Origin of the sequence: Streptomyces sp. RKND-216 (assembly GCF_004795255.1) — a bacterium.
Lineage (GTDB): Bacteria > Actinomycetota > Actinomycetes > Streptomycetales > Streptomycetaceae > Streptomyces > Streptomyces hazeniae.
The window spans coordinates 1-23,810 of record NZ_SSBQ01000002.1 but is presented as its reverse complement, the minus strand read 5'-3'; the positions used below and the strand labels follow the sequence as shown (position 1 = coordinate 23,810).

General features: G+C 71.5%; 22 protein-coding genes and 3 pseudogenes. 14 read left to right on the top strand and 11 right to left on the bottom strand.

The window, feature by feature from the left end; genetic code table 11:
* Nucleotides 1–86 precede the first annotated feature (86 nt).
* The 3 genes from E4198_RS00310 to E4198_RS00300 form a co-directional block, all read right to left on the bottom strand.
* Nucleotides 87–815, bottom strand: a complete 729-nt coding sequence (locus tag E4198_RS00310) for a glutamine amidotransferase (RefSeq protein WP_027764720.1) — start codon at nucleotides 813–815, stop codon at nucleotides 87–89.
* 19 nt (nucleotides 816–834) lie between these two features.
* Complete coding sequence (locus E4198_RS00305; RefSeq protein WP_136181335.1) at nucleotides 835–2,073, bottom strand: MurT ligase domain-containing protein; 1,239 nt, start codon at nucleotides 2,071–2,073, stop codon at nucleotides 835–837.
* 85 nt (nucleotides 2,074–2,158) lie between these two features.
* Nucleotides 2,159–2,803 carry a TetR family transcriptional regulator gene (locus tag E4198_RS00300; protein ID WP_136181334.1) on the bottom strand — a complete coding sequence of 215 codons (645 nt, stop codon included), beginning with the start codon at nucleotides 2,801–2,803 and terminating at the stop codon, nucleotides 2,159–2,161.
* 170 nt (nucleotides 2,804–2,973) lie between these two features.
* Here E4198_RS00300 and E4198_RS00295 point away from each other — a divergent pair, with 170 nt between their 5' ends.
* The 3 genes from E4198_RS00295 to E4198_RS00285 all read left to right on the top strand — a co-directional run bounded on the left by E4198_RS00295 (nucleotide 2,974) and on the right by E4198_RS00285 (nucleotide 6,062).
* Nucleotides 2,974–4,239 (top strand): acyl-CoA dehydrogenase family protein, encoded by a 1,266-nt coding sequence (locus E4198_RS00295; protein WP_136181333.1) that lies wholly within the window; start codon nucleotides 2,974–2,976, stop codon nucleotides 4,237–4,239.
* A 36-nt stretch (nucleotides 4,240–4,275) separates the two neighbouring features.
* Nucleotides 4,276–4,989: a hypothetical protein gene (locus E4198_RS00290; RefSeq protein ID WP_136181332.1), complete on the top strand. Its 714-nt coding sequence runs from the start codon at nucleotides 4,276–4,278 to the stop codon at nucleotides 4,987–4,989.
* A gap of 134 nt (nucleotides 4,990–5,123) precedes the next feature.
* Nucleotides 5,124–6,062, top strand: coding sequence for a helix-turn-helix transcriptional regulator (locus tag E4198_RS00285; RefSeq protein ID WP_136181331.1), 939 nt, complete (start codon nucleotides 5,124–5,126; stop codon nucleotides 6,060–6,062).
* A gap of 7 nt (nucleotides 6,063–6,069) precedes the next feature.
* Here the strand turns inward: E4198_RS00285 and E4198_RS00280 are convergent.
* Nucleotides 6,070–7,231 (bottom strand): annotated as a pseudogene (locus E4198_RS00280) (AMP-binding protein); the annotation flags it as partial.
* A gap of 73 nt (nucleotides 7,232–7,304) precedes the next feature.
* Entirely contained in the window at nucleotides 7,305–8,522 is a 1,218-nt protein-coding gene (locus E4198_RS00275) for an IS110 family transposase (protein ID WP_136181330.1), read from the bottom strand.
* 645 nt (nucleotides 8,523–9,167) lie between these two features.
* Here E4198_RS00275 and E4198_RS00270 point away from each other — a divergent pair.
* Both E4198_RS00270 and E4198_RS00265 read left to right on the top strand, forming a co-directional pair.
* Entirely contained in the window at nucleotides 9,168–9,989 is an 822-nt protein-coding gene (locus tag E4198_RS00270) for a DUF4397 domain-containing protein (protein ID WP_136181329.1), read from the top strand.
* A gap of 74 nt (nucleotides 9,990–10,063) precedes the next feature.
* Nucleotides 10,064–10,693, top strand: coding sequence for a class F sortase (locus E4198_RS00265; RefSeq protein WP_247597486.1), 630 nt, complete (start codon nucleotides 10,064–10,066; stop codon nucleotides 10,691–10,693).
* A 739-nt stretch (nucleotides 10,694–11,432) separates the two neighbouring features.
* On the opposite strand, the gene E4198_RS00260 is transcribed toward E4198_RS00265, so the two are convergent.
* Nucleotides 11,433–12,533: a hypothetical protein gene (locus tag E4198_RS00260; protein ID WP_136181328.1), complete on the bottom strand. Its 1,101-nt coding sequence runs from the start codon at nucleotides 12,531–12,533 to the stop codon at nucleotides 11,433–11,435.
* Between the two features lie 417 nt (nucleotides 12,534–12,950).
* Here E4198_RS00260 and E4198_RS00255 point away from each other — a divergent pair, with 417 nt between their 5' ends.
* From E4198_RS00255 to E4198_RS00245, 3 genes are all read left to right on the top strand, one after another.
* Nucleotides 12,951–13,457 (top strand): hypothetical protein, encoded by a 507-nt coding sequence (locus E4198_RS00255; RefSeq protein ID WP_136181327.1) that lies wholly within the window; start codon nucleotides 12,951–12,953, stop codon nucleotides 13,455–13,457.
* 128 nt (nucleotides 13,458–13,585) lie between these two features.
* Entirely contained in the window at nucleotides 13,586–14,329 is a 744-nt protein-coding gene (locus E4198_RS00250) for a DUF5819 family protein (RefSeq protein ID WP_136181326.1), read from the top strand.
* Nucleotides 14,326–15,489, top strand: a complete 1,164-nt coding sequence (locus E4198_RS00245; protein WP_136181325.1) for an HTTM domain-containing protein — start codon at nucleotides 14,326–14,328, stop codon at nucleotides 15,487–15,489. The genes E4198_RS00250 and E4198_RS00245 overlap by 4 nt, the downstream gene beginning before the upstream one ends.
* A gap of 183 nt (nucleotides 15,490–15,672) precedes the next feature.
* Here E4198_RS00245 and E4198_RS00240 read toward each other — a convergent pair whose 3' ends face one another.
* The 3 genes and pseudogenes from E4198_RS00240 to E4198_RS00230 form a co-directional block, all read right to left on the bottom strand.
* On the bottom strand, nucleotides 15,673–16,944 hold the full coding sequence (locus E4198_RS00240) for a DUF6596 domain-containing protein (RefSeq protein ID WP_136181324.1): 1,272 nt from the start codon (nucleotides 16,942–16,944) through the stop codon (nucleotides 15,673–15,675).
* A 2-nt stretch (nucleotides 16,945–16,946) separates the two neighbouring features.
* Nucleotides 16,947–17,297 carry a YciI family protein gene (locus E4198_RS00235; protein WP_136181323.1) on the bottom strand — a complete coding sequence of 117 codons (351 nt, stop codon included), beginning with the start codon at nucleotides 17,295–17,297 and terminating at the stop codon, nucleotides 16,947–16,949.
* Between the two features lie 579 nt (nucleotides 17,298–17,876).
* Nucleotides 17,877–18,053 (bottom strand): annotated as a pseudogene (locus tag E4198_RS00230) (leucine zipper domain-containing protein); the annotation flags it as partial.
* Between the two features lie 380 nt (nucleotides 18,054–18,433).
* Here E4198_RS00230 and E4198_RS00225 point away from each other — a divergent pair.
* Complete coding sequence (locus E4198_RS00225) at nucleotides 18,434–18,937, top strand: IS110 family transposase (protein ID WP_281727953.1); 504 nt, start codon at nucleotides 18,434–18,436, stop codon at nucleotides 18,935–18,937.
* Here E4198_RS00225 and E4198_RS00220 read toward each other — a convergent pair.
* Nucleotides 18,904–19,137 carry a hypothetical protein gene (locus E4198_RS00220; RefSeq protein ID WP_136181322.1) on the bottom strand — a complete coding sequence of 78 codons (234 nt, stop codon included), beginning with the start codon at nucleotides 19,135–19,137 and terminating at the stop codon, nucleotides 18,904–18,906. The two genes, E4198_RS00225 and E4198_RS00220, sit on opposite strands and share 34 nt — an antisense overlap.
* Nucleotides 19,138–19,312: 175 nt before the next feature.
* Here E4198_RS00220 and E4198_RS00215 point away from each other — a divergent pair, with 175 nt between their 5' ends.
* Nucleotides 19,313–19,513, top strand: a complete 201-nt coding sequence (locus E4198_RS00215) for an alpha/beta hydrolase (protein WP_136181321.1) — start codon at nucleotides 19,313–19,315, stop codon at nucleotides 19,511–19,513.
* A 411-nt stretch (nucleotides 19,514–19,924) separates the two neighbouring features.
* Here the strand turns inward: E4198_RS00215 and E4198_RS00210 are convergent, their stop codons facing one another.
* Entirely contained in the window at nucleotides 19,925–20,554 is a 630-nt protein-coding gene (locus E4198_RS00210; protein WP_136181320.1) for a type III effector protein, read from the bottom strand.
* Between the two features lie 128 nt (nucleotides 20,555–20,682).
* Between E4198_RS00210 and E4198_RS00205 the strand changes: the two genes are divergently transcribed.
* From E4198_RS00205 to E4198_RS00185, 4 genes and pseudogenes are all read left to right on the top strand, one after another.
* Entirely contained in the window at nucleotides 20,683–21,114 is a 432-nt protein-coding gene (locus tag E4198_RS00205; RefSeq protein ID WP_136181319.1) for an Hsp20/alpha crystallin family protein, read from the top strand.
* Nucleotides 21,115–21,219: 105 nt separating this feature from the next.
* The gene (locus E4198_RS00200) at nucleotides 21,220–21,615 is read left to right on the top strand and encodes a DUF2267 domain-containing protein (protein WP_136181318.1); all 396 of its coding nucleotides are present in this window, start codon (nucleotides 21,220–21,222) and stop codon (nucleotides 21,613–21,615) included.
* Between the two features lie 54 nt (nucleotides 21,616–21,669).
* Entirely contained in the window at nucleotides 21,670–22,113 is a 444-nt protein-coding gene (locus tag E4198_RS00195; RefSeq protein WP_136181317.1) for a DUF2267 domain-containing protein, read from the top strand.
* 101 nt (nucleotides 22,114–22,214) lie between these two features.
* Nucleotides 22,215–23,199, top strand: a pseudogene (locus E4198_RS00185) (IS481 family transposase).
* The last annotated feature ends 611 nt before the right edge of the window (nucleotides 23,200–23,810 follow it).

Genomic DNA, 23,810 nt, shown 5'->3' with positions numbered 1-23,810 from the left:
ACCAGACTAGGACCGCCCTCCGCAGGCGACGGCGCCGGGGCACCCGCGCGCTCCGCGGGTGCCCCGGCGCCGTACCGCAGCGCGGCTCAGGCGGGCTGGACCGCCGCCGCGATGCGCTCGCCGCGCAGCGCCTCGTACCACCGGTCGTCCACCGGCGGCAGTGCGTTGACGTCCAGCGCCAGCTTGATCAGCAGGTCGGCGATCAGCGGGTTCCTGGCGAGCACCGGGCCGTGCATGTAGGTACCGAAGACGGTGTCCTGCCAGGCGCCCTCGGTGCCGTCGCCGGTCCCGTTGCCCTTGCCCAGCCGGACCCGGGCGAACGGCCGGGCGTTCGGCCCGACGTGCGTGACGCCCTGGTGGTTCTCGAAGCCTGTCAGCTGCGGCAGCCCCAGCCGGTCGTCGATGTCGGCCAGCACGTCGCCGACGCACCGCTCGGCCTCGCCGCGGCCCGACGTCACGTCCAGCAGCCCCAGGCCGGGCTCGCGCTTGCCGAGGTCGTTGATGAACTCGTGCCCGATGATCTGGTAGCCGGCGCACACCGAGAACACGATCGCTCCGTTGTCCACCGCGCGGTTCAGCCCGCCGTCCCGCCGCAGCCGCTCCGCGGCCAGCCGCTGCGGCCGGTCCTCGCCGCCGCCGATCAGGTAGATGTCGCCCGAGGTCGGCACCGGCTGGTCGGAGCGGATGTCGATGCGCTGCACCTCCAGGCCGCGCTGCTGCGCGCGCCGCTCCACCACCAGGGCGTTCCCCTGGTCCCCGTACGTGCTCAGCAGGTCCGGGTAGACCCACACCAGACGCAGACTCGTGTCACCCATGCTCGTCTCCTCGCCCCGCTCAGTTGCCCACGACGCGGCGCAGGTCCTGGAACGCCGTGTAGTTCGCGATCGCCTCGATCCGGCCCGGTGGGCACGCCCGCACCGCCTCCTGGGCGCTCTGACAGACCTGGAAGTCGACGCCCGCGACCTCCAGCCGCACCGCCAGGTCCAGCTTGCGGTCGCCGATCACGCAGATCGGGTGACCGGCCAGCCGCGAGTAGTCCACGTCCCACAGCCAGGAGGTGTCGGTGCCGTCCGCGCTGCGTGCGTTCACGGACAAGATCACCGGCGCCGGGGGCGGGTCGATCAGGGAGAACGTCTCCAGCCAGCCGGCCGGGTTCTTCGCCAGGAGCAGTCGTACGTCGCGACCCTGGTACGACACCACGTCGTACCGGCCGGCTACGGCCGTCACCGCGTACATCCGCTCCAGGGCCACCTGCGGCGCCACGCCGAAGCTGGCCGCCACTGCGGCCGAGGTGGCGGCGTTGGCCTTGTTCGCCCGGCCGGGCAGTTGCAGCTTGATCGGCCACGCCGAACCGTGCGGGTCCAGCACGTGGTCCCCGGACAGGGCCCAGGTCGGCATGGGGCGGCGGAAGCCGCACTCGCCGCAGAACCAGTCGTCGCCGGGTCGCTGCATCACACCGCCGCACGCGGGGCACGACCAGGCGTCGTCCTTCCACTCCTGGCCGGCGGCGACCCACACCACGTTAGGAGAGTCGGAGGCGGCCCACACCACCAGCGGGTCGTCCGCGTTGGCGATGATGACGGCCTTCTGCCCGGCCAGCCCCTCCCGCCAGTGCTCCGCCAGCATCCGGGTCTCCGCGGCGCGGTCCAGCTGGTCCCTGGAGAGGTTCAGCAGCGCGATGGCCTTCGGCGTGACGTCGCGGGCCACCCCTGCCAGGTACTTCTCGTCCACCTCGATCACACCGAAGCGCGCGGACGACCCGCCCGCCAGCGCCGAGGTGATCCCGGCCGGCATGTTGGCGCCCAGCGCGTTGGAGACGACCTCGCCGCCGGCCCGCAGCGCCTCGGCGATCAGCCGGGTCGTGGTGGTCTTGCCGTTCGTCGCCGACACCAGCACCACGTCCAGGTGCCGTGCCAGCCGTGCCAGCAGGTCGGGGTCGAGTCTGAGGGCCACCTTGCCGCCGATCACCGATCCGCTGCCGCGGCCTGCTGCCCGCGAGAAGGCCGCCGCGGCCCGTCCCGCCGTCACGGCCAGCTTCGCCCGCGGCGTCAGCGGCTCCGTGTTCCCTGCCATCTTCCTTGGTCCTCCAATGCGCCTGGGTCGGGGGCAAGCCTATCGAGAAGGCCGACTGCCCCCGAATCGCGGCACGGAGGGGCGTTCAGAAGCCGGGACCGCCGCGCACGTCACCGGCGACGGCCAGCCTCCCCCACAGCAGATCCGCCAGGGACCGCACCAACTCATGCCGTGAACACGGACGTTCCGCCAGCCACCAGTCGCCGGCGGCGTGCATCATCCCCACGATCCCGTGCCCCCAGACCCGCGCCACCCGCTGGGCGTCCGGGCCCAGCTCCACCCGTTCGGCGATCACCGAGGCGAGCTCCTCGCCGAGCCGGCGCAGCAGGGGAGCGGAATGACGGCCCACGTCGAAACCGCGCTCGCCCGTGGTGGTCTCCTCCGCCGGGTGCATCAGGAAGCGGTAGACCTGCGGCCGGGCCTCGATCGCGGCCAGGTAGGTGTCCAGGGTCGCCTCGACCCGCTCGCGGCGGCCGGCCGGGGCGTCCAGGGCGCCGCGGAGCGCGTCCAGCAGTGCGTCGGTGTGCCGTACCGCCAACGCACGGTACAGTCCGCCCTTGTCGCCGAAGTGCCGGTACAGGATCGGCTTGGTGATCCCCGCCTCCGCGGCGATCGCGTTCATCGACGCGCCCGGGCCGTCGCGCAGCACCACCCGGTCGGCGGCCTCCAGCAGTTCCCGCCGTCTGCGCTCGGCCGTATCGTGCCGGTCCTCGCGCCGTGTGGTGCCCATCGCCGTTCTCTCCCCGCCCGTCGTCGCCGGTCCCCTGCGCAACGTAACACCCGCGGGGGAGGGGCCGCGCGGCGGCGAGCGGGTGAGTTGACAGCCCTTACTCGCCGGTAACAGACTGTCCGGCGGGATGACCTGTTACTGCAGGTAACACGCTTCGGGAAGGGCCTGCCATGGCGGAATTCGCATTCGACCTCAACGACGACCAGAAGGCCGTCCGCGACTGGATCCACGGGTTCGCAGCCGATGTGATCCGTCCGGCGGCCGCCGAATGGGACGAACGGGAGGAGACCCCCTGGCCCATCATCCAGGAGGCGGCCAAGATAGGTCTCTATTCCCTCGACTTCTACGCCCAGCAGTTCTTCGACCCCACGGGCCTCGGCATCCCCATGACCATGGAGGAGCTGTTCTGGGGCGACGCCGGCATCGCCCTGTCCATCGTCGGCACCGGCCTGGCCGCCGTCGGCGTCCTCGCCAACGGCACCGAGGAACAGATCGGCACCTGGGTCCCGCAGATGTACGGCGACGCCGACGACGTCAAGGTCGCCGCCTTCTGCTCCTCCGAGCCCGACGCCGGCTCCGACGTCGCCTCCATGCGCACCCGCGCCGTCTACGACGAGGCCAAGGACGAATGGGTGCTCAACGGCACCAAGACCTGGGCCACCAACGGCGGCATAGCGAACGTCCACGTCGTCGTCGCCGTCGTTGACGCCGAACTCGGATCCAAGGGCCACGCCTCCTTCATCGTCCCGCCGAACACCCCCGGGCTCTCCCAGGGCCAGAAGTTCCTCAAGCACGGCATCCGCGCCTCCCACACCGCCGAAGTCGTCCTCGAGGACGTCCGCGTCCCCGGCTCCTGCCTCCTCGGCGGCAAGGAGAAGCTCGACGAGCGCCTCGCCCGCGCCCGCGAACGCGCCCGCAAGGGTGGCGAGCGAAGCGAGACGGGGGTTCCCCAGGCCGGAGGCAGGGAGAGGCTGAAGAACGCCGCCATGGCCACCTTCGAGGCCTCCCGCCCCGCCGTCGGCGCCATGGCCGTCGGCACCGCCCGTGCCGCCTATGAGGTGGCACTCGACTACGCCCGGACCCGCGAGCAGTTCGGCCGCCCCATCATCGACAACCAGGGCGTCGCCTTCCAGCTCGCCGACATGCGCACCCAGATCGACGCCGCCCGCCTCCTGGTCTGGCGCGCCTCCTGGATGGCCGCCGCCGGCAAGCCCTTCGAGTCCGCCGAAGGCTCCATGTCCAAGCTGTACGCCAGCGAGATCGCCAAGTCCGTCACCGGCCAGGCCATCCAGATCCTCGGCGGCAACGGCTACACCCGCGAATACCCCGTGGAGCGCATGCACCGCGACAGCGCGATCTACACCATCTTCGAAGGCACCAGCGAGATCCAGCGCCTGGTCATCTCCCGCACGGTCTCCGGCGTCCCCGTCCGCTGACCCGCCCCCGTCACAGCGGCGCCGTACCCTGCCGGTATGACGCCGCCCCGCGCCGGCCGGGACACACCCGGCCGGGGACACGGCCGCCCGCCGCTGACAACCGCTCAGCGCCGGGCGGTCACCGCAGCCGACCCGGCCACCGGCGAGATCCGCGCGAGCGCCGCCGTCACGGCGCGCCTCACCGCCCTCGGCCTCGCCCGCCGCCACGGCACCCGCGGCGCCCACTACCTCACCCCTGCCGGACGCACTCTCCGCGACGGCCTGCTCCGCACCACCGCGGACCCCGACCACCACCACCCGGGGACACCGTCCTCCGGCTTCACCCCCGCCACCGGTGACGGCCCGCCGCACGCCGGAGCCCGTCACCCCGAGGCCGCCACCCGGGCCTGGCGCTCCCTCCTGGAGATTCGCCGCCTCACCGGCACCCCTGGCACACCCGCCGACTGGGAACGCGCCCGCCCCGTCCACGCCGTCGCCCTCACCCTCGAAGCCGCCGGCCTGCCGCCCACCGCACTGGACGACACCGGACGGTGCACCAGCAGCGGCTACCGCGTGACCGCTCGCCACGCCGACCCCGGCACCGTGCGCGTCGCCTGGCACACCGCCGACGACGACCCGGACCGGCGGCAGGGCCGCGACGGTCTCGACGACTGCGCCCACCTCCTGTCCACCCATGGCTGGGACGCCGACCGCTACACCGACACCCGCCGCCGCCCCTACCTCCTGGTCACCCCCGGACCCCGCCGCTGACAGACACTGCCCCGTTCCCTACATTGGCAACGGGCGCCGCGAAGACCGTGCTTGTGGAAAAGTGAACGCTGCGACACGGCGGGGCAGAACACCAAGGTGGACCGTTGCGGCGTTCGTGGACGGAGAGCGAGACCATGCGAAGCACACACGGCACCAGAACCAGCCCCGCCGGCACCGCCCGGCCCACCCATGCCACCACCCCGGCCGGACCGGCCGTGGCCCGCATGGTCCTCGGGAGCCGGCTGCGCGAACTGCGCGAAGCCCAGTACGTCTCCCGGCAGGAGGCCGCCGAGGCGATCCGCAGCACCGACACCCGCCTCGCCGGGGTCGAACTCGGCCGCACCGGCTGCCGGCTCCGCGACGTCGCCGACCTGCTGACCATCTTCAGCGTCGACGACGACGCCGAGCGTGCCGTGCTCCTCGGCCTCGCCGAACAGGCCAACCGGCCCGGCTGGTGGGACGACTACCGCGACATCGTCCCCGCCTGGCTGGAGACCTATCTGGGCCTCGAGCAGGCCGCCTCCGTCATCCGCGCCTACGAACCCCAGTTCGTGCCCGGGCTGCTCCAGACACCCGAGTACGCCCGCGCACTCTTCGCCCTCGGCCATCCCGGCACCAGCACCTCCGAGCGCGAACGCCGCGTCCGGCTGCGCACCCGCCGCCAGGACGTCCTGCACCGCACGGATCCCCCGCACCTGTGGGCCGTCGTCGACGAGGCCGCTCTCCGCCGCCCGGTCGGCGGCCCCGACACCCTGCGCGCTCAGCTGCACCATCTGGCCGCAGTCAGCCGTCTGCCGCACGTCACCGTCCAGGTACTGCCCCTGCACACCGGCGGGCTCGTGACCGGCGGCGGTGCCGTCAGCCTCCTCCGGTTCGCCGAAAGCGGCCTGCCCGACGTGGCCTACCTCGAGCAGCTCCGCAGTGCCCGCTACCCCGAGGACCCCGAGGAAGTCGAGTTCTACCGGCACCTGATCGACCGGCTCGTCACCCTTGCCGAACCGGCCGCCCGGACCCCGGCCCTCCTGCACGAGCTGATCCACGACTGCTGTCCCGACCCAAGCGGCGCCGCCTGACGCCTCGTCAGCGCGCGTACAGCTCGTCGATCTCCTTCGCGTACCTCTCCGCCACGGCCTGCCGACGGACTTTCAGCGCCGCAGCCGCGCATGCCGTCGGTTTCGGTGAACTCGCCGTCCACGAACACGAAACGCCGGATCGAATCCGCCCGCGAGGCCGCCTCGCTGGCGTGGTCCGCCGCACGCTGCAGGTCCGCCAGCAGCTCGGGGTCTTCCCGTAGCCGGGCACGCGGTGTTTCCGCCGGTCGCCCGCGCACCGCCAGCCAGTGCCGTATCGCCTCCTCCTCCAGCGTCATCAGCGCCGCCACGCAGGGTCGGCCGTCGCCCACCATGCACTGCCCCACCGGTGGCCCGGCCCCGCAGCCGGTCCTCCAGCACGCTGGGGGAGACGTTCTTGCCGTCGGAGGTGACCAGGATGTCCTTCTTCCGCCCGGTGATCGTCAGGAACCTCTCGTCGTCCAGCGCGCCCAGGTCGCCGGTGGCGGGCCAGCCGTCCGCCAGCACCTCCTCGGTGGCGGCCGCGTTCCGCCGGTCGGAGTCGAAGACGATCCCGCCGCGCACCAGTACCTCGCCGTCGTCCGCGACCCGTATCGCCGTGCCCGGCACCGGCGGCCCCACCGTGCCCGGCCGCGGCTCGAGAGGCGGTACCAGGGTCACCGCGGCCGTCGTCTCCGTCAGCCCGTAGCCCTCGTAGACCACGACTCCGGCGGCGAAGAAGAACAGGTTCAGCCGGCGGTCCAGGGGCGAGCCACCGCTGATGGCGTAGCGCAGCCGGGCCGCCCAGCTTCTTGCGCACTCGCCGGTACACCAGCAGGTCGTACAGCGCCCACGCGGCGCGAACGCCCACCCCCGGCCCCGGGCCGGTGCCGAGGAACCGCGCCAGCGCCGCCTCGGCGAACCGCACCGCCACCCGGTCCGCCCGGTCGCACGACGCCCCACGGTCCACTTCGTGGTGGTGTGTGCGGTGTTGTGGATCTTTTCGGACGGGTACGGCGCCCCCCGCCGTGAACGTTGGTGGGAACTCCCGCAGCTTGGGCTGCAGTTCGTCCGGCTGGATGTTCGGGCAGGGTCCCGCCTCGATGTGTGCCAGTAGGCAGGCGATCTGGATGGCGGCCCAGGATGTGTGTCAGCGGCAGGAACAGTGGTGTTGTCGCGGTCTGCCCGGTCACCGCCGGGGGGGTGCCTCTATGTCTTTCGTCAAGGCGCCCCTGTCGGGTTTGGGGTGGTTCAGGGTTGCTGAGGTCATGCGGCGAGTTCGACGTCCTTGGGGACGCGGGGTTCGTAGAAGGTGCCGTCGCGGAGCATGGCAAACAGGACGCTGATGCGTTGACGGGCCAGTCGGAGGAGGGCCTGGGTGTGGGTCTTGCCGCGGGCTCGTTGCTTGTCGTAGTAGGTGCGGGAGGCCGGATCGGCGTTCATGCAGGCGAAGGCGGACAGGAACATGGCCCGTTTGAGCTGCCGGTTTCCGCCTCGTGGTGCGTGTTCGCCGTGGATCGAGGTCCCGGACGACTTCGTGGTCGGGGCGAGGCCGGCGTAGGAGGCGAGGTGGGCTGCGGTGGGGAAGCTGGTGCCGTCGCCGACGGTGACCAACAGGACGGCGGCGGTCCTGACGCCGACGCCGGGCATCGACGTCAGGACCTCGGAAAGAGGGTGAGCCTCCAGCAGGGCGTTGATCTGGGCTTCCAGGGCCCGGCGCTGGGTGTGGACGGTGGCCAGATAGGCGGCCAGGGTGGGGATCACGAGGTCGAGGGTGCCGGTGCCCGGGACCACGACGGTCTGCTCGTCGAGCGCATCGAACACCTCGTCGATCAGCCGGGCGGCCATGCGCGGAGCCTTGGGCCGGATCACCTCAACGAGCCTGCGACGACCGGCCTTTCGCAGGGCGGCCGGGGATCCGTAGCGTTCCAGCAGCCAGGTCACCGCGGGGTGGTCCAGACGCGGGCCGAGGACGCGCTCCAGGCTGGGGTGGAACTGGGTGAGCAGGCCGCGTATCCGGTTCGAGGTGCGGGTCGCCTCGGCCGCCAGGTCCTGGTCGAAGCCCACCAGCACGGTCAGCTCGGCGGTGATCTCGTCGGTCAGTTCCAGGGAGCGCAGGGTGTGCGGCATGGTCCGGGCGGCGTCCGCGATCACCGCGGCGTCCTTCGCGTCGGTCTTCGCCTCGCCCGGGTAGAGGTCGGCGATCCGCCGCATGGACAGACCGGGCAGATAGGCGACCTTGCAGCCGGCGTCCCGGGCGACGGTCAGGGGCAGGGCTCCGATCGAGGCGGGCTGGTCCACGATCACCAGCACGGTGCCGAACTTCGCTGCCAGCTTGTCGAAGACGGCCCGCAGCTTCGGCTCGCTGTTGGGCGGCTGCTTGTCGAAGACCTTCTTGCCAGCCGGGGTGAGCCCGTGGCCGTGATGGGCACTCTTGCCGACGTCCAGGCCGAGGAACACGCCCACGTCTTCGATCTCGAACATCGCACCCCTCCGGGTGAGTTGATCGTGCCGGCCTCGGCGTCGGTGTCGTATGCGCGCATCCACGTTATGCAGACCTGCCATCCGCGAGCTGCCCAGCATTGCGCCGGACCGGGTGGCGGCCGGACCTCTCATCAGCGTCTCCGACGGCGCCTCTTGGGCCCGGTGACACCACCCCCCAGGTCATCTGTTCGACAGGGGGGAACAGTCATGCCGGGCCCGGAGGCCAGCGGCCCTCTTGCAGGACCGCGGAAAACATAACGGGGGCGGATGTGGTAGTGGCGCGGTGTTCGTGGCTTCCGGTCCAGAGGTTGCCGTGGGTGAGCACGTAGCCCTTTGGGGTGGCCGGTCGACGGGGGCTGCATCAGGACCGCGATGCCGCCGTGCAGCCCGATAGTTCTGTTTTGCTCTTGGTGTTCACCTGAATGGGGGGCGCTGCTTCGCGGTTCCTTTCCCGAGCCCGTGTCTGGCCTTTCTCTGCTCCGGGCGCGGGTTTGCTGCCGTTTCCGGTTGTGTGCCGGCGGGGCTGCTTCGATCGTGATCGGTGAGCCGCTCACGACCGGAGCAGTCGACCCCGGTGGCTCGGCAGGCTGGCCGTACTGCCAGCCGGTTGGGTAGGCCGGAAGGGCTGTGAGGAAGGGACGTCATATGAGCAGTCGTATCGTGCGTGCCGCGTGCACGCTCGCCGCATCCGGAGTACTCGCTCTCGCTCTCGCGCCCGTGGCCCCGGCCGCCCCGGCGGAGGGCGCGGCGACGGTCACCGTCTTCCATGGCATCCCCGGCACGCCGGTGGATGTGTACGCCGACGGCAAGGAGCTGCTGTCGGACTTCCAGCCCGGCACACTGACCGACCCGCTGACGCTGCCGGCCGGGTCCTACGACATCGAGGTGTTCGCGGTGGGCACCTCGCCCTCCTCCGGCGATCCCGTCGTGGAGAAGCAGATCGATGTGCCGGGCGGGGCGAACGCCTCGGTGACGGCGAACCTCAGCGAGGGCGGCCAGCCGGCCCTGAACGCCTACGTCAACGACGTCTCCACCGTGCCCGACGGCAAGTCGCGGCTCACCGTGCGCCACGTCGCCGCCGCTCCGGCCGTCGATGTACGGGCCGACGGCCAGGCCGTCTTCAAGGACCTGAAGAACCCCGGCGAGGCCACTGGCGAGGTACCCGCGGGCACGGTCAACGCCGACGTGACGCTCGCCGGCACCGGGGAGGTGGTGATCGGCCCGGCGAAGCTCGACCTCGCCGACGGAGCTTCGACCATCGTCTACGCCTGGGGCAGCGCCGAGGACGACAACCTCGCGCTCAAGGTGCAGACGCTCACCACCGGCTCGAAGACGCCGGGCGCGCCGTCCGCGGGCGGCGCGGGGGCGGCCGTCGCGAACGACGACGCCGCGCTGTACGCCGCTGCGGCGGGCGCGGGCCTCGTAGCCCTGATCGCCGGCGTCCGACTGGCCCACCGCAGGCGGTGAACCAGCCCTGCGAGGCGGATCCGGTGGTGCCGGGACCGGAGAGTCCCGGCACCACCGGCCGACCGCGCCCACCCGTGCGCGCGGTGGGCTGGTGGGCGGTACTGGTGGCCGCCCTGCTCACCTCGGCCACCACGCTGGTCCTTGCGGCGGCGCCGCAACAGGCTCCGTCCGACTTCGGCCGCGCCCCTACGGCCGGCCATGACGGTCGCCACGGCGGCGCTGCGGCGTCCGGCAGCAGACGACCGGGCGTGCCGGTGCGGTTGCGGCTTCCCAACCAGCATGTACGGGCGGACGTGGTGCCGGTCGGCGTCACCTCCGCAGGCGACCTCGCCGTTCCGGGCGACGCCGACGACGTCGGCTGGTACCGCCCCGGCGCCCGCCCGGGCTCCCGCCACGGTTCCGCGGTCCTGGTCGGGCACGTGGACTCCCGGTCCGGCGAGCTGGGGGCGCTGGCCGCCCTGGCCACCGTCCGACGCGGCGACCCGCTGCTCGTCCGCCAAGACGACGGCACCCATACCCGCTACCGCATCACCGCGCGCCGCACGGTGAACAAGACCGCCCTCTCCGACCGCGTCTTCCGCACCACCGGGCCACCCGTCCTGACGCTGATCACCTGCACCGGCCCCTTCCAGCCCGAAGACGGTGGGTACCAGCAACTCCTCCTGGTCACCGCCACCCCCGCCGGTCCGCGCGCGAAGGGCTGAGGGCGGCTCCTCCGCGCTCGCCCGTCTCCGTAGCGGAGGCAGGTCAGTGAGCCGCGGTCGTCAAGGCCCCGTCCGGCTCAGGGCGGGGGGCCTCTGCTCCTTCAGCCGGCGCATCAACCGGGGCCGTCGCCGCGCTCTTGGCGTGCGTGGTTTCGGGGACCGCCGGCGGAGTGCCGCCAACAGCCACGCGAGGCCGGTATCCAGATGCGGCGGCCGGTCGTCCAGTACCTGCACCCTGCGCCGGCGTTCCTCGGCCCGTACCGCGGAGAGCCACTGGGACAGGGCAGCCTTGGCCGCGCCGTGGTCCGCTACGCCCGGCATCGCGTTCCACCGGCACGCCATCCACCGCGCCGATGGCGCCGCCGCGGCCGACGAGCGGCAGCGCGGTGCGGAAGGGTGGTGCGGAGGGTGGCGATAGGGGCGGCGCGCCCCCACACGTCGTCGATGGCATGCCGGCCTCGGGCTTCGGGGCCGCGCGCGCATCCACGTCATGCAGACCTGTCGCCCGCGGAGGACCTGGTGTTGCACCAGGTCAGGCGACGGCCGGTCCTCTCATCGGCGTCTCCTGCGGTACCCCCCGGGCCCGGTGACACCAACCCCAGGTCCTTCGAGCTCATTCGAGCGACAGGGGGCAGCAGTCATGCCGGGCCCGGAGACCGACGGTCCCGTTGCAGGGCCGCGAAGCAGATGACGGCGTAGGACGAGGCACGACTGCCGGCCTTTCGTGAAGGGCCGCCAGTCAGCCACCGCATCTGGAACCCAGGGCATGAGGCAGGTCACCGCTGTCGTTTGGCCGTGCTGCGGGGGGTGGGAGCCAGCCTTGGTGTGCGGCGGTTGCGATGAGTTCGCAGCGGCTGTCGGCGTGCAGGAGGTTCATGGCCTGGGTGATGCGGCGACGGACGCTGCGTGTGGATACGCGTGTGCGGCGTGCGATCGATGCGTCTTTGTGTCCTCGGGCCAAGAGGATCAGGGTGTCCAGTACCTGTGGTGGCAGGGGTGAGGGGGGATGCGCGGCGGTGTCGGATGTGCTCGCTTCCTGGGGCGACAGGGCTCTTTTGTGTGGTTCGTCTGGTTCTGGTCGGCGGATTCGGGCGGTGGACCAGATGGTCTCGAACAGGGCGGCCGCCGGCGCCACGAGCGCCGTCCCGTTTATCAGGTAGGCGCCGTTCGACGGGTGGGGGCCGGCCGGTATCACCGCCGTCCGCTCGTCGAGGATCAGGAGCCGCGTCGGCAGGGCGGGAGCGGTCCGCACCTGTGCCCGGGCCTCGGTCAGTGACGCGCACGGGTGGCGTAGGTGCGTGGCCTCGAGAGCAGTCTGTGAACACAGCGTGCGGATCACCGGTACCCGTTCGAGGGCGTCACGGTCCAGGTGGAATCCCGAGGACGGTTCGTCGCTGGTCGACCCGTCGTCGGGGAGTATCGACTGGACCGTGCGGCGGACGCTACGGGCGAGTCGGTACAGCGTCGCTGTGGCCACCGTGGCATCCGGGAGTAGCTCGACACCCGCTTCGACCTGGTGGCTGCGCGCGGATGCGTAGTCGTGAACCAGGTCTTCCAGGGCGTCCTGAGCTTGCCTCAGCACATGCTGCCGCTGCTTCAGGCGGCCTTCTTCCTCGCGTAGCAGAGTGAGCACCGCGTCCTGGGGCGGGCGGAGGTCCGGGGGCTCCGACAGATCCTCGCCGGTCGGCCGCACGAGGAGACCGGCCCCGGCCAGTGTGCGTAAAGCGTTCTTCAGCTCGGCCTCCCCGAGACCGAGCAGGGTACCGATCTGTGCAGCGGTGCGGTCGGGATGGGCGAGGGCGGTGCGGTAGACGGATTCCGCCAGCGCACCGATACCCAATCTGTCCAGCATGGTGTCCTCCGGGGTAACCAGAATCGACAAGCGACTTGTTTGGAACCGCCGTTCTCGAAGAACGGCTCCCGGCCCCCGCCGAGGAACATCTCGTGCGGCACCGTCAGTGACCAGTTCCGCACCCGCAGTGTCACAGTGGGCTGCCGGTTGTACAAGACGGCAACGCACCCCATGTGCCGCCGGCTGAGGGAACTGCCGGGGCCGGGAGCGGGCGGTGCCCGCCGCACGCCGAACCGGGCGCCGCGCCTGTGTCCGGATCCGGCAATGGCCGCTTGTGGCCGCCGGTGCGCTCTTCTCGTCGGGCCGGGTGATCGGGAGTGTGGTGGGCTGCGGGCGGCCCACGGCGTGTCCGGACGCGTCACGACCGCCTGCGTCATCCGTGTTCCCCACCCAGAAGGAGTTCCCATGCGGAACAAGAGACTGTGGACGGCCACCACGGTGGTTGCCTGCTCGCTGGGCCTGATCACCGGGCCTCTGGGCATGACCGCGGCAGCCGATGCGAAGGGTGCCGCCGCGCCCGCCGACGCCCGCCCGGCGAGCCAGGCCTTCGCGGCGGCGGCAGCCGGCGACGGCGCCGGCCTGGCCCCGGGCGAAGCCCCGAACGCCTGGGCCAGCGACATGGGCAAGGCCGCGGCGGCCGGTTTCGCGGGCGGAGTCGCCGCTGGGGCCGTGGACGCCGCTCGCGGTGCGATCGCCGGAGTCTCCACGCCCACCGACGCCGAGCTCGTCGACGAGCGGGCCTTCGATGCCCCCGCGGGCCCGAACGCCTGGGGCAGGGACATGGCGTCGGCGGCGGTCGGAGGAGCGGCAGGCGCACTCGGCGCTGGGGCCGTGGACGCCGCTCGGGGCGCCATCGCCGGGGTCTCCACGCCGCAGGCCGAGGACACCGCGGGCGAGACGCTCTTCGACTGACGGTACAGGGCCATGTCGGCTCCCGGGGCAGGGTGTGCGCCCGAGCGCAGCCTGTCCCGGGGGGCTCCGCACCCGGCTCTTCCCGCCTCGGTCCCTGAGGCGCCACCCTTCGAGAGGAGAACAACCGTATGAGTGCCCGTCCCCGCACCGCGGGCAGACGAGGGGAACGAGCCGTCGCCGCCCTGGCTGTGACCGCCGTGGGCGCCCTGCTGGTCCACTTCACGCTGAGTTTCCTGCATGTCGCCCCGGCCAATCCGGTGTCCCACCGGTACCAGAACCTCATCGATGGATACGTGCAGCCCTACTTCCTGCAGAACTGGCACCTGTTCGCACCCGAGCCGGTCAACACCGACCGCGGGGTCCTCGCACGGGCAGAGATCCGCACACCGGACGGCACCACCATCACGCCCTACCTCGACCTCACCTCGCCGGAACTCGACATGGTCGAAGGCCATGCCGCTCCCAGCCGCGCGGCCCGTCAGGTGAGCGGTGCACTGCAGATGTATGACGAGGCCGTCCGGCAGCTCACCAAGACCGGGGCGGGCCCCAAGACACAGGAGACCAGAGCCCCGGTCACCGGCCGCAAGGACCAAGAGGCCCCGAACCCCCCGGCCGAGGCAGACGTCCGCATCGGCCCGGACACCCCGCCCGTACTGGCACGGTTCTACGACCGCACGGTCGACCAGCTCGGCAGCCTCGCCCTCGACGGCCTCCAGCGCCGCTACGGCACACCGATCCACATCGAGGCCGTACAACTACGCGTCGTCGAGCACACGTTCCCGCGCTTCTCCCAGCGGGACGACCCCGGGATGGGCGAAGTCGCCTACCGCACCCTGCCCTGGTGGGACGCCGAGGAAGTGAGGAGCGCATGAGCGCGGCGGCTCGCGAGGCCCTGCGCGAAGAGATGACGCGTGCCGCGGCACGGCTGCGCGCACAGACCGGTGCCCTCTACGATTCGGCCACCGGGCGCCGCTGGGCCACGCACGGCCTGGCCGCGCTCCGCGTCGGCTACGGACTCGCCATCCTCGGCATCCTCCTCAGCAGCCTCAACGAATGGCAGCGGATCTGGGGCACCCAATCCCCCTTCACCCCCGAGCTGATGCAGCGGTACCTCACCGACGCTGGGGCCGTGACACTCTTCACGCTGTCAGACAGCGCATGGTGGAGCACCCTGCTGCTCGCCGCCACCGTGGCTGCCGCTCTCCTTTTCGCCCTCGGGTGGCGGACCCGACTGGTCACCCCGGTGCTGTTCGTTCTGGTGGTGTCCTGGCACGAACGCAACCCGCTTGTGGTGGACGGCGGTGACAACGTCCTCCGCCTGGTTCTGGTCTATCTGCTGCTGGCCGACTGCTCCGCCGTGTGGTCGCTGGACGCTCGCCGCCGCCGGCTGCAGGGACGGGCGGGTACCAGCGCCCCGACCGACGGCTCCCTCTGGCGAGCGTGCACCGTGCTGCACAACACTGCGATCGTGGCCGTCATCGTTCAGATCTGTTACGTCTACCTCGCCTCCGCCATGTTCAAGGTGCAGGGGTCCATGTGGCAGAACGGCACCGCGCTGTACTACACGCTCAGGGTCGCCGAATTCTCACCATGGCCGGGGCTGTCCGAGCTCCTCTACACGCACGCCTCGCTGATCACCGCTCTCACCTATGGAACGGTGTTCTTCCAGATCGCCTTCCCCTTCCTTCTGCTGAACCGCACGACCAGAGGACTCGCAGTTCTCGGCGGGATCGGGCTGCACGGCGGCATCGCGGTCCTGATGGGGCTGCCGTTCTTCTCCCTGGCGATGATCGCCACGGAGATGGTGCTGGTGAGCGAACGCCGCTGGCACGCCCTGGCGCACCTCGCCGGCCGCCTGCGGCAACGGCAGGGGCCGGAGGCGTCGCTGCGCAGCCCGCGCTCGGCGGTGTCCCCGCAACGGCATCCTGCGATTCCGGCCGCGAAGCTCCCTTCCCGGCCACGAGGCGTCGTGTCGGCCGACCAGGGCGTCCCGCTGGACGGTGGGGGAGTCCGGACCCGTACGGGCGACTGACGCGGCAGCGACGTCTGCCGGGGTGTCAGGACTCGTAGGCCCTGGGCGTTTTCGCAGTGGCCGTTGCTCGGGTGGGGAGCGGGTTGGCCGCGACGGACAGGCTCTTGTGCCGTTGGTGGAGGTGTTCGATGGCTCAGTTCCGCAGCCTAGGAGCCACGACATTCGGTGTCCGCACTGCGGCTGTCAGCCCGCTTCGGGCGGCGTCTCCACCGCCCGGATCCGGTGCCGCAGGTGGGCGCGCTCGGGTTCGGTGCCGGCCAGGGTGAGGGCCTCTCGGTAGGCCGTGGCGGCTTCCGGGCGGCGTCCCAGGCGTTGCAGCAGGTCGCCCCGGGCGGCCGGGTAGGGGTGGTGCCGGCGCAGCCGGTGTTCGTCGGCCAGCTCCTCCAGCAGCGCCAGGCCCGCCTCCGGGCCGTCCCTCATCGCCACCGCGCCCGCCCGGTTCAGCGCGACGACCGGCGAGGGGTCGAGTGCCAGTAGGACGTTGTAGAGCGCGACGATCTGTGGCCAGTCGGTGGACGCGAGGTCGGCGGCCTCGTCGTGCAGGGCGGCGATGGCCGCCTGCACACCGTACGGGCCGGGTGGGCCGCCGCGCAGCGCGGTGACGACGAGGCCGCGGCCCTCCTCGATCATCGCCCCGTCCCAGCGGGCGCGGTCCTGTTCGTCGAGCAGCACGAGTGCGCCGTCCGGGCCGGTACGGGCCTCGCGGCGGGCGTGGACCAGCAGCATCAGTGCGAGCAGCCCGGCGGCCTCCCGCTGGGCGGGGAGCAGCTGGTGCAGTATCCGGGCCAGCCGGATGGCCTCCTCGGCGAGGTCGAGCCGCTGCAAACGCGGGCCGGAACTGGCCGCGTACCCCTCGGTGAAGGTGGAGTAGAGGACCTGCAGCACCCCCGGCAGCCGCTCCGGCAGCTCTTCGGGCTCCGGCACCCGGAACGGGATGCGAGCCTCGCGGATCTTCCGCTTGGCGCGCACGATCCGCTGGGCGGTGGTGGCCGTGGGCGTCAGGAATGCCCGCGCCACCTCGGGCGTGGTGAGCCCGGCCAGGCAGCGCAGGGTCAGCGCGACACGGTCTTCGGCGGCGAGGGCGGGGTGTGCGCAGGTGAAGAAGAGCTGCAGGCGCTCGTCCGGCAGGCCGCCTTCGCCGTCCGTGCCGTTCGCGGTCGCGTTCGCGGACGCGCGGTCTGCCTCCGCCTGAAGGACGGCGAGGCGGGCGGCGTACACCTGGTCCCGCCGCAGCCGGTCCACCGCCCGGCGCCGCGCCGTGGTCAGCAGCCAGGCCCCGGGGCGGGCCGGCACACCCTGGGCCGGCCAGTGCGTGAGGGCGGCCTCGACGGCTTCGGAGGTGACCTCCTCGGCCAGGTCGAGGTCGCCGAAGCGGCGGACGAGGGAGGCGAGCAGCCGCCCGCGCTCCTCCCGGAAGACGGCCTCCAGGGAGGGCCCCACGTCCGCCTTGCCCATCGTCAGAGCCCGAAGTCCGCGACCGGGCGGACCACGACCGAGCCACCGCCGCGCGCCCCCGGGCAGCGGGCCGCCCAGTCCAGGGCGACGTCAAGGTCGGGCACGTCGACGACGTAGAAGCCGCCCAGGATCTCGCGGGTCTCCGCGTACGGCCCGTCGGTGACGGTGCGCCGGCCGTCCGCTCCGACCCGCACCTCGGTGGCGGTGACCAGGTCCGCCAGCGACTCGGAGGAGACCTGGATGCCCGCGTCCCGGACCTCCTTGTCGTACGCCATCCAGTCCTCGACTTCGCATCCGGCGGCGCCGCCGCTCTCGTCGGTCGTGGCGGCGTTGATCAGCAGCATGTACTTCATGGTCCTCAGCCTCCATGCGGGTTCAGCCGTGCTTGGCGCGCGGCGTACACCATGACGACGATCGGGGACTGGCCGTATCGACACGCCACCGCAAAGTTCTTCGAGACTTGCTGACGCCCAATGGCCGTGGCGCCGCTGGGCGGCGGCCGTGTTGACAGCGGGATTCCTCCCTCTAGCGTACGGAGCGCCCGGACAGGTGTGTCCACGAGGTGGAGTCGGTCGGCGGTGCCGGGAGGACAGGGGGTCTGCAGGTCCTCGGGCTGTAGGCGCCGCTGGGCCCTCACAGGTTTCAGGCCCACCGGCGCCTTGACGTGCGAGATCCCGGGCCATGACGGCGGGCCCGGGACCCGGTCAGAACCGAGGGTGGTCAGTCGGACCTGGCCCGGCAGCTGGGCCCGTATGCGGTCCGCGTGATGACGCCGCGCGGTTCCACCACCGTCACGGGTCTGGAGCTGATGACCGCACTGCACCCGCCCACCCGCCCCTCCGGACCGTGTGAAGGCGGCGTCCACCGGAGGTCTCGTCATCGACACCCGCGTCCGGATCGGCATCAGCATGCTCCCAGGTGCCGGTGGCGTGGCTGGGCCGGTCGAGCAGGCCGAGATCACCGTGGAGGCGGTACCGGCCCACCCACTTGCTGGCACAAGCCCTGGAGATGCCCATCTCCGCAGCGACGTGGGCGATGGGACGGTCCTGACAGCGGCGGACCAGACGACGACGGCCTTCGACCGAGAGCGGGGCATTACGGTGGGACACCGGGCGGGTCCTTTGTGACGGCGGACGAGTGACTTGGCGGTTCTCATCCTGCCGCTGAAGGACCCGCCCTCGTCGTACCGGCCCCAGCGTCTACAACCTCATGGCCCGCAACAACCGGCGGGTGAAACACCCCGGGCCCGGTTGTTCCGGTCGTCCCACAGGTTGGCCCGGCGCCGGTCCGGGACCAGGCTGGTATGACCTGGGGGGTGGTGTCACCGGTCCCGGGGGGTGCCGTCGGAGACGCTGATGAGAGGACCGGCCGTCGCCTGAGCTGGTGCAGCACCGGGTCGTCTGCGGGCGACAGGTCTGCATAGCGTGGATGCGCGCGTGCGGCCCCGAAGTCCGAGGCCGGCATGCCATCGACGACATGTGGGGGGACGGTGACCAGCATCGACGAAGTGGGCGTCTTCCTCGGCCTGGACGTGGGCAGGACCGCCCATCACGGTCACGGCCTGACCCCGTCCGGGAAGAGGGTCTTCGACAAGCCCCTGCCGAACAGCGAACCGAAGCTGCGGGCCGTCCCGGACGAACTGACGGCCAAGTTCGGCAGCGTCCTGGTGATCGTGGACCAGCCCGCCTCCATCGGCGCCCTGCCCCTGACCGTGGCCCGGGACGCGGGCTGCCAGGTCGCGTGCCTGCCCGGCCTGGCCGTGCGCCGGGTCGCCGACCTCTACCCCGGCGAGGCCAAGACTGATGCCAAGGACGCGGCCGTCATCGCTTCCATGCGGCGTGGCGGGTCTGCCCGCCTCGGAGAGGTGGGCAGACAGGCGCCACCGTCGGCGTCGACCGTTGGCGCTGTGCTCGTAGCGGCCCATCAGGGTGTCCTGCCCCGGCTCGACGACCGGTTGTCTCAGCGGCCGAAGGTTCCGTCGGCCTGCTCGTAGTGCGCCAGCGCCAGGCCGAGCCCGAAGAACGTCGGCGCCCACTCGCCCACGAAGATGCCCCACCGGTCCGCCCGGTCCCGGCCGGCGGCCTCCTTCTTCTCCGACACCGCCCACGACACAACGGACAGCGCGATCGAGACAAGACCAGCGGTATAGGCGTGCTCGCTGCGCACACCGGCGTCATGCAGCTTCTTGATCATTACAGGCTCCTGAGACGGGGAGAAGGGTGTCGACTTTGCCCGGTTCCCCGGCCCGCGGCATGTGAAGCACGGAAGACCTGAGCACCACTCCGTCGGCGCCGCATACCTCCGCCGGGGACGGCACCCCGGGCGCCCTCGACGCACCGGGCACCGAGCCGGGCCCCACATCCCCGGCTTGGCGGACCTCGCCCCCCTCTACCCGGACGAGGTGATCTCGCTGACCGAGGCCGTCATGGCCGACGAGTCCCGCGCCGTGGCCCGTCGCCTCAAAGAAGCCGGAGTCCGCGTCACGACCCACTTCTACCGAGGCACCCACAGCCCCGCGTACTGGGAACGCGAACTGGGACAGGTCATACCAGTACTCCTTGCCCCGTGAACCCCGCGATCTCGTGCTCGCACGCCTCCCCGCGCGTGCCGTGAATCGCGGGCTGTTGGCTCAGCTCAACCGTCACGCCGATCGATCCAGCGGCCGGTGGCCGGGCTGAAGGCGCGGGCGCCCGGGGCAGTGGCGGCGGGACCGCCCCCGGGCGCTGGAGGTGTGGCGAGTAGGACGCCGCTCCGCGAAACGATTGCGCCGCACGGAAGTGCGGGTGGAGGCTCTGCGGGTGGTGATCTGCGGACTGGCGGAGCCGGCCCGGCCGTGCAGCGTCCGCCGCATCCACTGCTTCGGCTTTGCCGGCTCGCCGCCCGGTGCCTGCGCCATCTAGGGGTGGGTGTTTGTGTGGGGATGAGGCGGTAGCCCCGCCTGTGGGGTTTTGTGGGGTGTTTTGTGGTGGTGGGGGTGGGGTCAGGGGGGTGTGAGGGTGTTGAGGCGGGTGGCGAGGTCGGGGTGGTGGGCGGTCAGGTAGGGGCGGGTGGCGGTCAGGGGGGTGATGAGGTCGGCGGGATCGTCGTGGGCGAGGGCTGCGTGGAGCTCGTCGAGGGGGCCGCGGGCGGCTGCGGGCAGGTCGGTGAGGGCGGTGATCTGGCCGGCGAGGCGGCGCAGGTCGGCGGCGTTGGCGCGGGCCCAGGTGGCGGTGGTGCGCCTCGCGGCCCGGGCCTGGCGGGTGGCCGTCACACGCTGCTCGCCGGTGGTCCCGGCGGGTCCGGGGCGGCCGCGCAGATATCGGCGTTCGGCGGCCTGGCGGCTGGTGACGCCGAGGGGGCGGGCGAGGTCGGCCCAGCTGGCGCCCGCGTCGCGGGCGGTTTCGATCAGGCCGGTCTCCCATCCGGCGAGCTGCTCGCGGACCTGCCGCAGCAGCATCAGGGACGTCAGGGCCTGCTCCGGGCCCGGCTCGGTGCCGGGGCTGCCAGGGGCCTGGTGCTGGGCTGTGTGCAGGGCATCGTTTATGGCGTCGAGGGCCGCCGCGGCGGCGAGGAACGACGCCGGGCTGTGGGCGTCGGTGCTGGTTGTGGACGGCTGGTCTGCTGCGGTCACGGGCACCTCCCTCGTTCTGTCATCACATCGACGACATCATGTTTGTCATCCATTGGATGACATGCTACAACGGTGTCAGTGCAGCGCATTGGCAGCAACTGCCTACAACCCGCTGGAGGTGTTTCACAATGTTGATGCGCACTGACCCCTTTCGTGACCTGGACCGGCTGGCACAGCAGCTGATGGGCCCGGGCACCTGGTCCAAGCCCTCGGCGATGCCGATGGACGCCTACCGCGAAGGCGACGACTACGTGGTGGCCTTCGACCTCCCCGGTGTCACCGCGGACGCGATCGACATCGACGTCGAGCGGAACATGCTCACCGTCAAGGCCGAGCGCCGACCAGTGGCGAAGGCCGACGACGTGCAGATGGAACTGTCCGAGCGGCCGCTGGGCGCCTTCTCCCGCCAGATCGTGCTCGCCGACACCCTCGACACCGAGCACATCCACGCCGACTACGACGCGGGCGTGCTCACCCTGCGCATCCCGATCGCCGAGCGCGCCAAGCCCCGCAAGATCTCCGTCGGCGTCGGCTCCGGCCGCAAGGAGATTTCCGGCTGACACCAGCAGGCCGGACCGGTGCGGAGGACAGGCACCCGATCTCCCCCTCATCACCCGTCCTCCGCACCCCTGGCCAGTCCGAACAGAAAAAAGGGGGCGGCCGAGATGACTCTGCGACACCAAGCGTTCCTCGACCACGTCAGAGAACGTGGTGAGTACCAGACCGTGCAGGAAGCGGAACGGGCGGCACGCGTAGTCCTCGCCCTCCTCGGCGCGCACCTGGTCGGCGAGACCCGAGCCCAGCTCGCCGCACGCCTGCCGGAGGAATTCGCACTGATCCTGCTGAACCCGCTGCAGAGCGCCGAACCCCTACCCCCCGAACGGTTCGTCCGCGCGACCGCAGCCTGGATCGAAGGCGCCACCGAACACACCGCGACCTGGGACGTCAGCGCCGTCCTGTCCACCGTCGCCGACACCGCCGGCGCAGACCTGATGGGGCAGATCCTGCTCCAACTCCCCACCGGCTACGACCTCCTCTTCGGCCGCCCCCAGCCCACCTGACCACCTATCACCCGGGGGTGCTGCACCCGGGCTCCACGAAAGGCAAACACCGCAGTGATCACCGACGTACGCGCACCCCAAGGGCACCAGCAGCCGTACTCGAAGGCCTACGAGCAGATGCTGGAGAAAGTCCGCTACGAGGGCGCCTACCCCACCCGCGAAAAGGCCGACGAAGCCGTCCGCCTGGTCCTCGCCGGATTCGGACGCCAACTGACCGGCGACGAACGCGTCGACCTGGCCGCCCGCCTGCCCCTGGAGGCCGCACGCATACTGACCGCACAGATCCCCGACAACCAACCACTGACCGGCTGGGCCTTCGTCAAAGACCTCGCCACCCGCTCCGGCGCCCCCCTGGCCACCACCCGCTGGGACACCGGCTCCGTCTTCGCCGCCGTCACAGCCCACGCCGGCCCCCACCTGACCACCCGCATCCTCCACCAACTCCCCACCGGCTACGCCCTCCTCTTCGGCCAAGCCGAACTCACCCCAGCCGCCTAGATGTATTGAGCACGAGCGTTGTTAGCGCTCGGGGGTATTGATCATGGCGAAGACCTCCGCTGTGGTGGAGCTGTCTAGGACTGCACCGCAGGGAGGTCTTCGTGTCCCACCGTAATGCCCGGCTGACCGTTCACGGCAGGCGGCTGCTGGTCGACCGTGTCCGATCGGGCCGCCCGGTGGCCCATGTGGCCGCCGAGATGGGAGTCTCCCGGCCGACAGCACACAAGTGGGTGCGCAGATGCGCCGCCGAGGGCGAGGCCGGTCTGGAGGACCGCTCCAGCCGCCCGATGACCACACCGCACCGAACCAGCGCGGCTGTGGAGGAACGGGTCTGCCGGCTGCGGCAGGAGCGGAAGCTGGGGCCCGCCCGCATCGGCCCCATCGTGGGCCTGCCGACCTCCACCGCCCACCGGATCCTGGCCCGCCACGGGCTGAACCGGCTGGCCTGGCTCGACCGCCCCACCGGCCGGGTCATCCGCCGCTACGAACGCGACCAGCCCGGCGAACTGGTCCACGTCGATATCAAAAAGCTCGGCAACATCCCCGACGGCGGCGGCTGGCGGGCGGTCGGACGCACCGCCGGAGACCGCAACAAGCAGGCCACCACCGCCCAGCGCAAGAACTGCCACCCGGTGATCGGCTACAGCTACATCCACTCCGCCGTCGATGACCACACCCGCCTGGCCCACAGCGAGGTCCTGCCCGACGAACGCAAAGCCACCGCCGCCGGCTTCTGGCAGCGCGCCCAGGCGTTCTTCGACCGCCACGGCGTCACCGTCCAGCGCGTCCTGACCGACAACGGAGCCTGCTACAAGTCCTTCCTCTGGCGCGATGCGCTGGCCGCGGCCGGGATCACCCACAAGCGCACCCGCCCCTACCGTCCGCAGACGAACGGCAAGGTCGAACGCTTTTTTCCGCACACTGCTCGACGAATGGGCCTACCTGAGGCCCTACGCCAACAACACCGAGCGCACCGCAGCCCTGGACAGCTTCCTGCACACCTACAACCATCACCGGTGCCACACCGCACTCGGAGGACAGCCACCGATCCGCCGCGTGAACAACGCTTCAGGTCAATACACCTAGACGGCGGGACCCGGAGCGCCGGGCGGACAGCGACGACCCCCGGCGCCGCTGTCCGCCCCGAACCCCAGGTCCCGCAGAGCCACCGTCACCGCTGCCTGTCCGGCCGCCCGCAACGACGCTCGCGTGCGCCGTTCAGCGCATCAGGCGCCACGAGATGAACCGCTGCCCCCAGCCGCAGACGAGGGGTGTCACCTCCGGCACAGTGCAACTGGGCCCCGGTCGGCGGCATACCGAGCGACCGCATCACCCCTACGGCTCCCTACTCCACCCAAAGAAGTCCGAGCCCGGCCAAGGCCGCTCGCCGCTCCTCGCTGAGCTTCGCCCGCCTGGTCTTGTGGTTGGTAAGCCATACCCCCAGCCGGAACAGCCACACGAGCGCCGTCCGGCTCGGTGGGGTGGAGGACCTCTTCGTGTTTCCTCGGCACGCTCAGGTGTCCCTCTCGGGCGAGGTACTGCCGGGCAGCGGCCAGGCCGCGCTCGAAGATGTCCAATCTCCAGAACCGGCACTCATTCCCAAGCCAGGTAGCCACGGTAGCTCGCGCACTGGCTACGCCTCAACGAGCGGGACGGCTTCGTACACCGACCGTACGATCGCCCGAGGGCGAAAGTTC

Bases quoted from the DNA above. Each gene is read 5' to 3' on its own strand.
- E4198_RS00310 (WP_027764720.1), bottom strand. From the start codon at position 815: ATGGGTGACACGAGTCTGCGTCTGGTGTGGGTCTACCCGGACCTGCTG.
- E4198_RS00305 (WP_136181335.1), bottom strand. From the start codon at position 2,073: ATGGCAGGGAACACGGAGCCGCTGACGCCGCGGGCGAAGCTGGCCGTG.
- E4198_RS00300 (WP_136181334.1), bottom strand. From the start codon at position 2,803: ATGGGCACCACACGGCGCGAGGACCGGCACGATACGGCCGAGCGCAGA.
- E4198_RS00295 (WP_136181333.1), top strand. From the start codon at position 2,974: ATGGCGGAATTCGCATTCGACCTCAACGACGACCAGAAGGCCGTCCGC.
- E4198_RS00290 (WP_136181332.1), top strand. From the start codon at position 4,276: ATGACGCCGCCCCGCGCCGGCCGGGACACACCCGGCCGGGGACACGGC.
- E4198_RS00285 (WP_136181331.1), top strand. From the start codon at position 5,124: ATGCGAAGCACACACGGCACCAGAACCAGCCCCGCCGGCACCGCCCGG.
- E4198_RS00275 (WP_136181330.1), bottom strand. From the start codon at position 8,522: ATGTTCGAGATCGAAGACGTGGGCGTGTTCCTCGGCCTGGACGTCGGC.
- E4198_RS00270 (WP_136181329.1), top strand. From the start codon at position 9,168: ATGAGCAGTCGTATCGTGCGTGCCGCGTGCACGCTCGCCGCATCCGGA.
- E4198_RS00255 (WP_136181327.1), top strand. From the start codon at position 12,951: ATGCGGAACAAGAGACTGTGGACGGCCACCACGGTGGTTGCCTGCTCG.
- E4198_RS00250 (WP_136181326.1), top strand. From the start codon at position 13,586: ATGAGTGCCCGTCCCCGCACCGCGGGCAGACGAGGGGAACGAGCCGTC.
- E4198_RS00245 (WP_136181325.1), top strand. From the start codon at position 14,326: ATGAGCGCGGCGGCTCGCGAGGCCCTGCGCGAAGAGATGACGCGTGCC.
- E4198_RS00240 (WP_136181324.1), bottom strand. From the start codon at position 16,944: ATGGGCAAGGCGGACGTGGGGCCCTCCCTGGAGGCCGTCTTCCGGGAG.
- E4198_RS00235 (WP_136181323.1), bottom strand. From the start codon at position 17,297: ATGAAGTACATGCTGCTGATCAACGCCGCCACGACCGACGAGAGCGGC.
- E4198_RS00220 (WP_136181322.1), bottom strand. From the start codon at position 19,137: ATGATCAAGAAGCTGCATGACGCCGGTGTGCGCAGCGAGCACGCCTAT.
- E4198_RS00205 (WP_136181319.1), top strand. From the start codon at position 20,683: ATGTTGATGCGCACTGACCCCTTTCGTGACCTGGACCGGCTGGCACAG.
- E4198_RS00200 (WP_136181318.1), top strand. From the start codon at position 21,220: ATGACTCTGCGACACCAAGCGTTCCTCGACCACGTCAGAGAACGTGGT.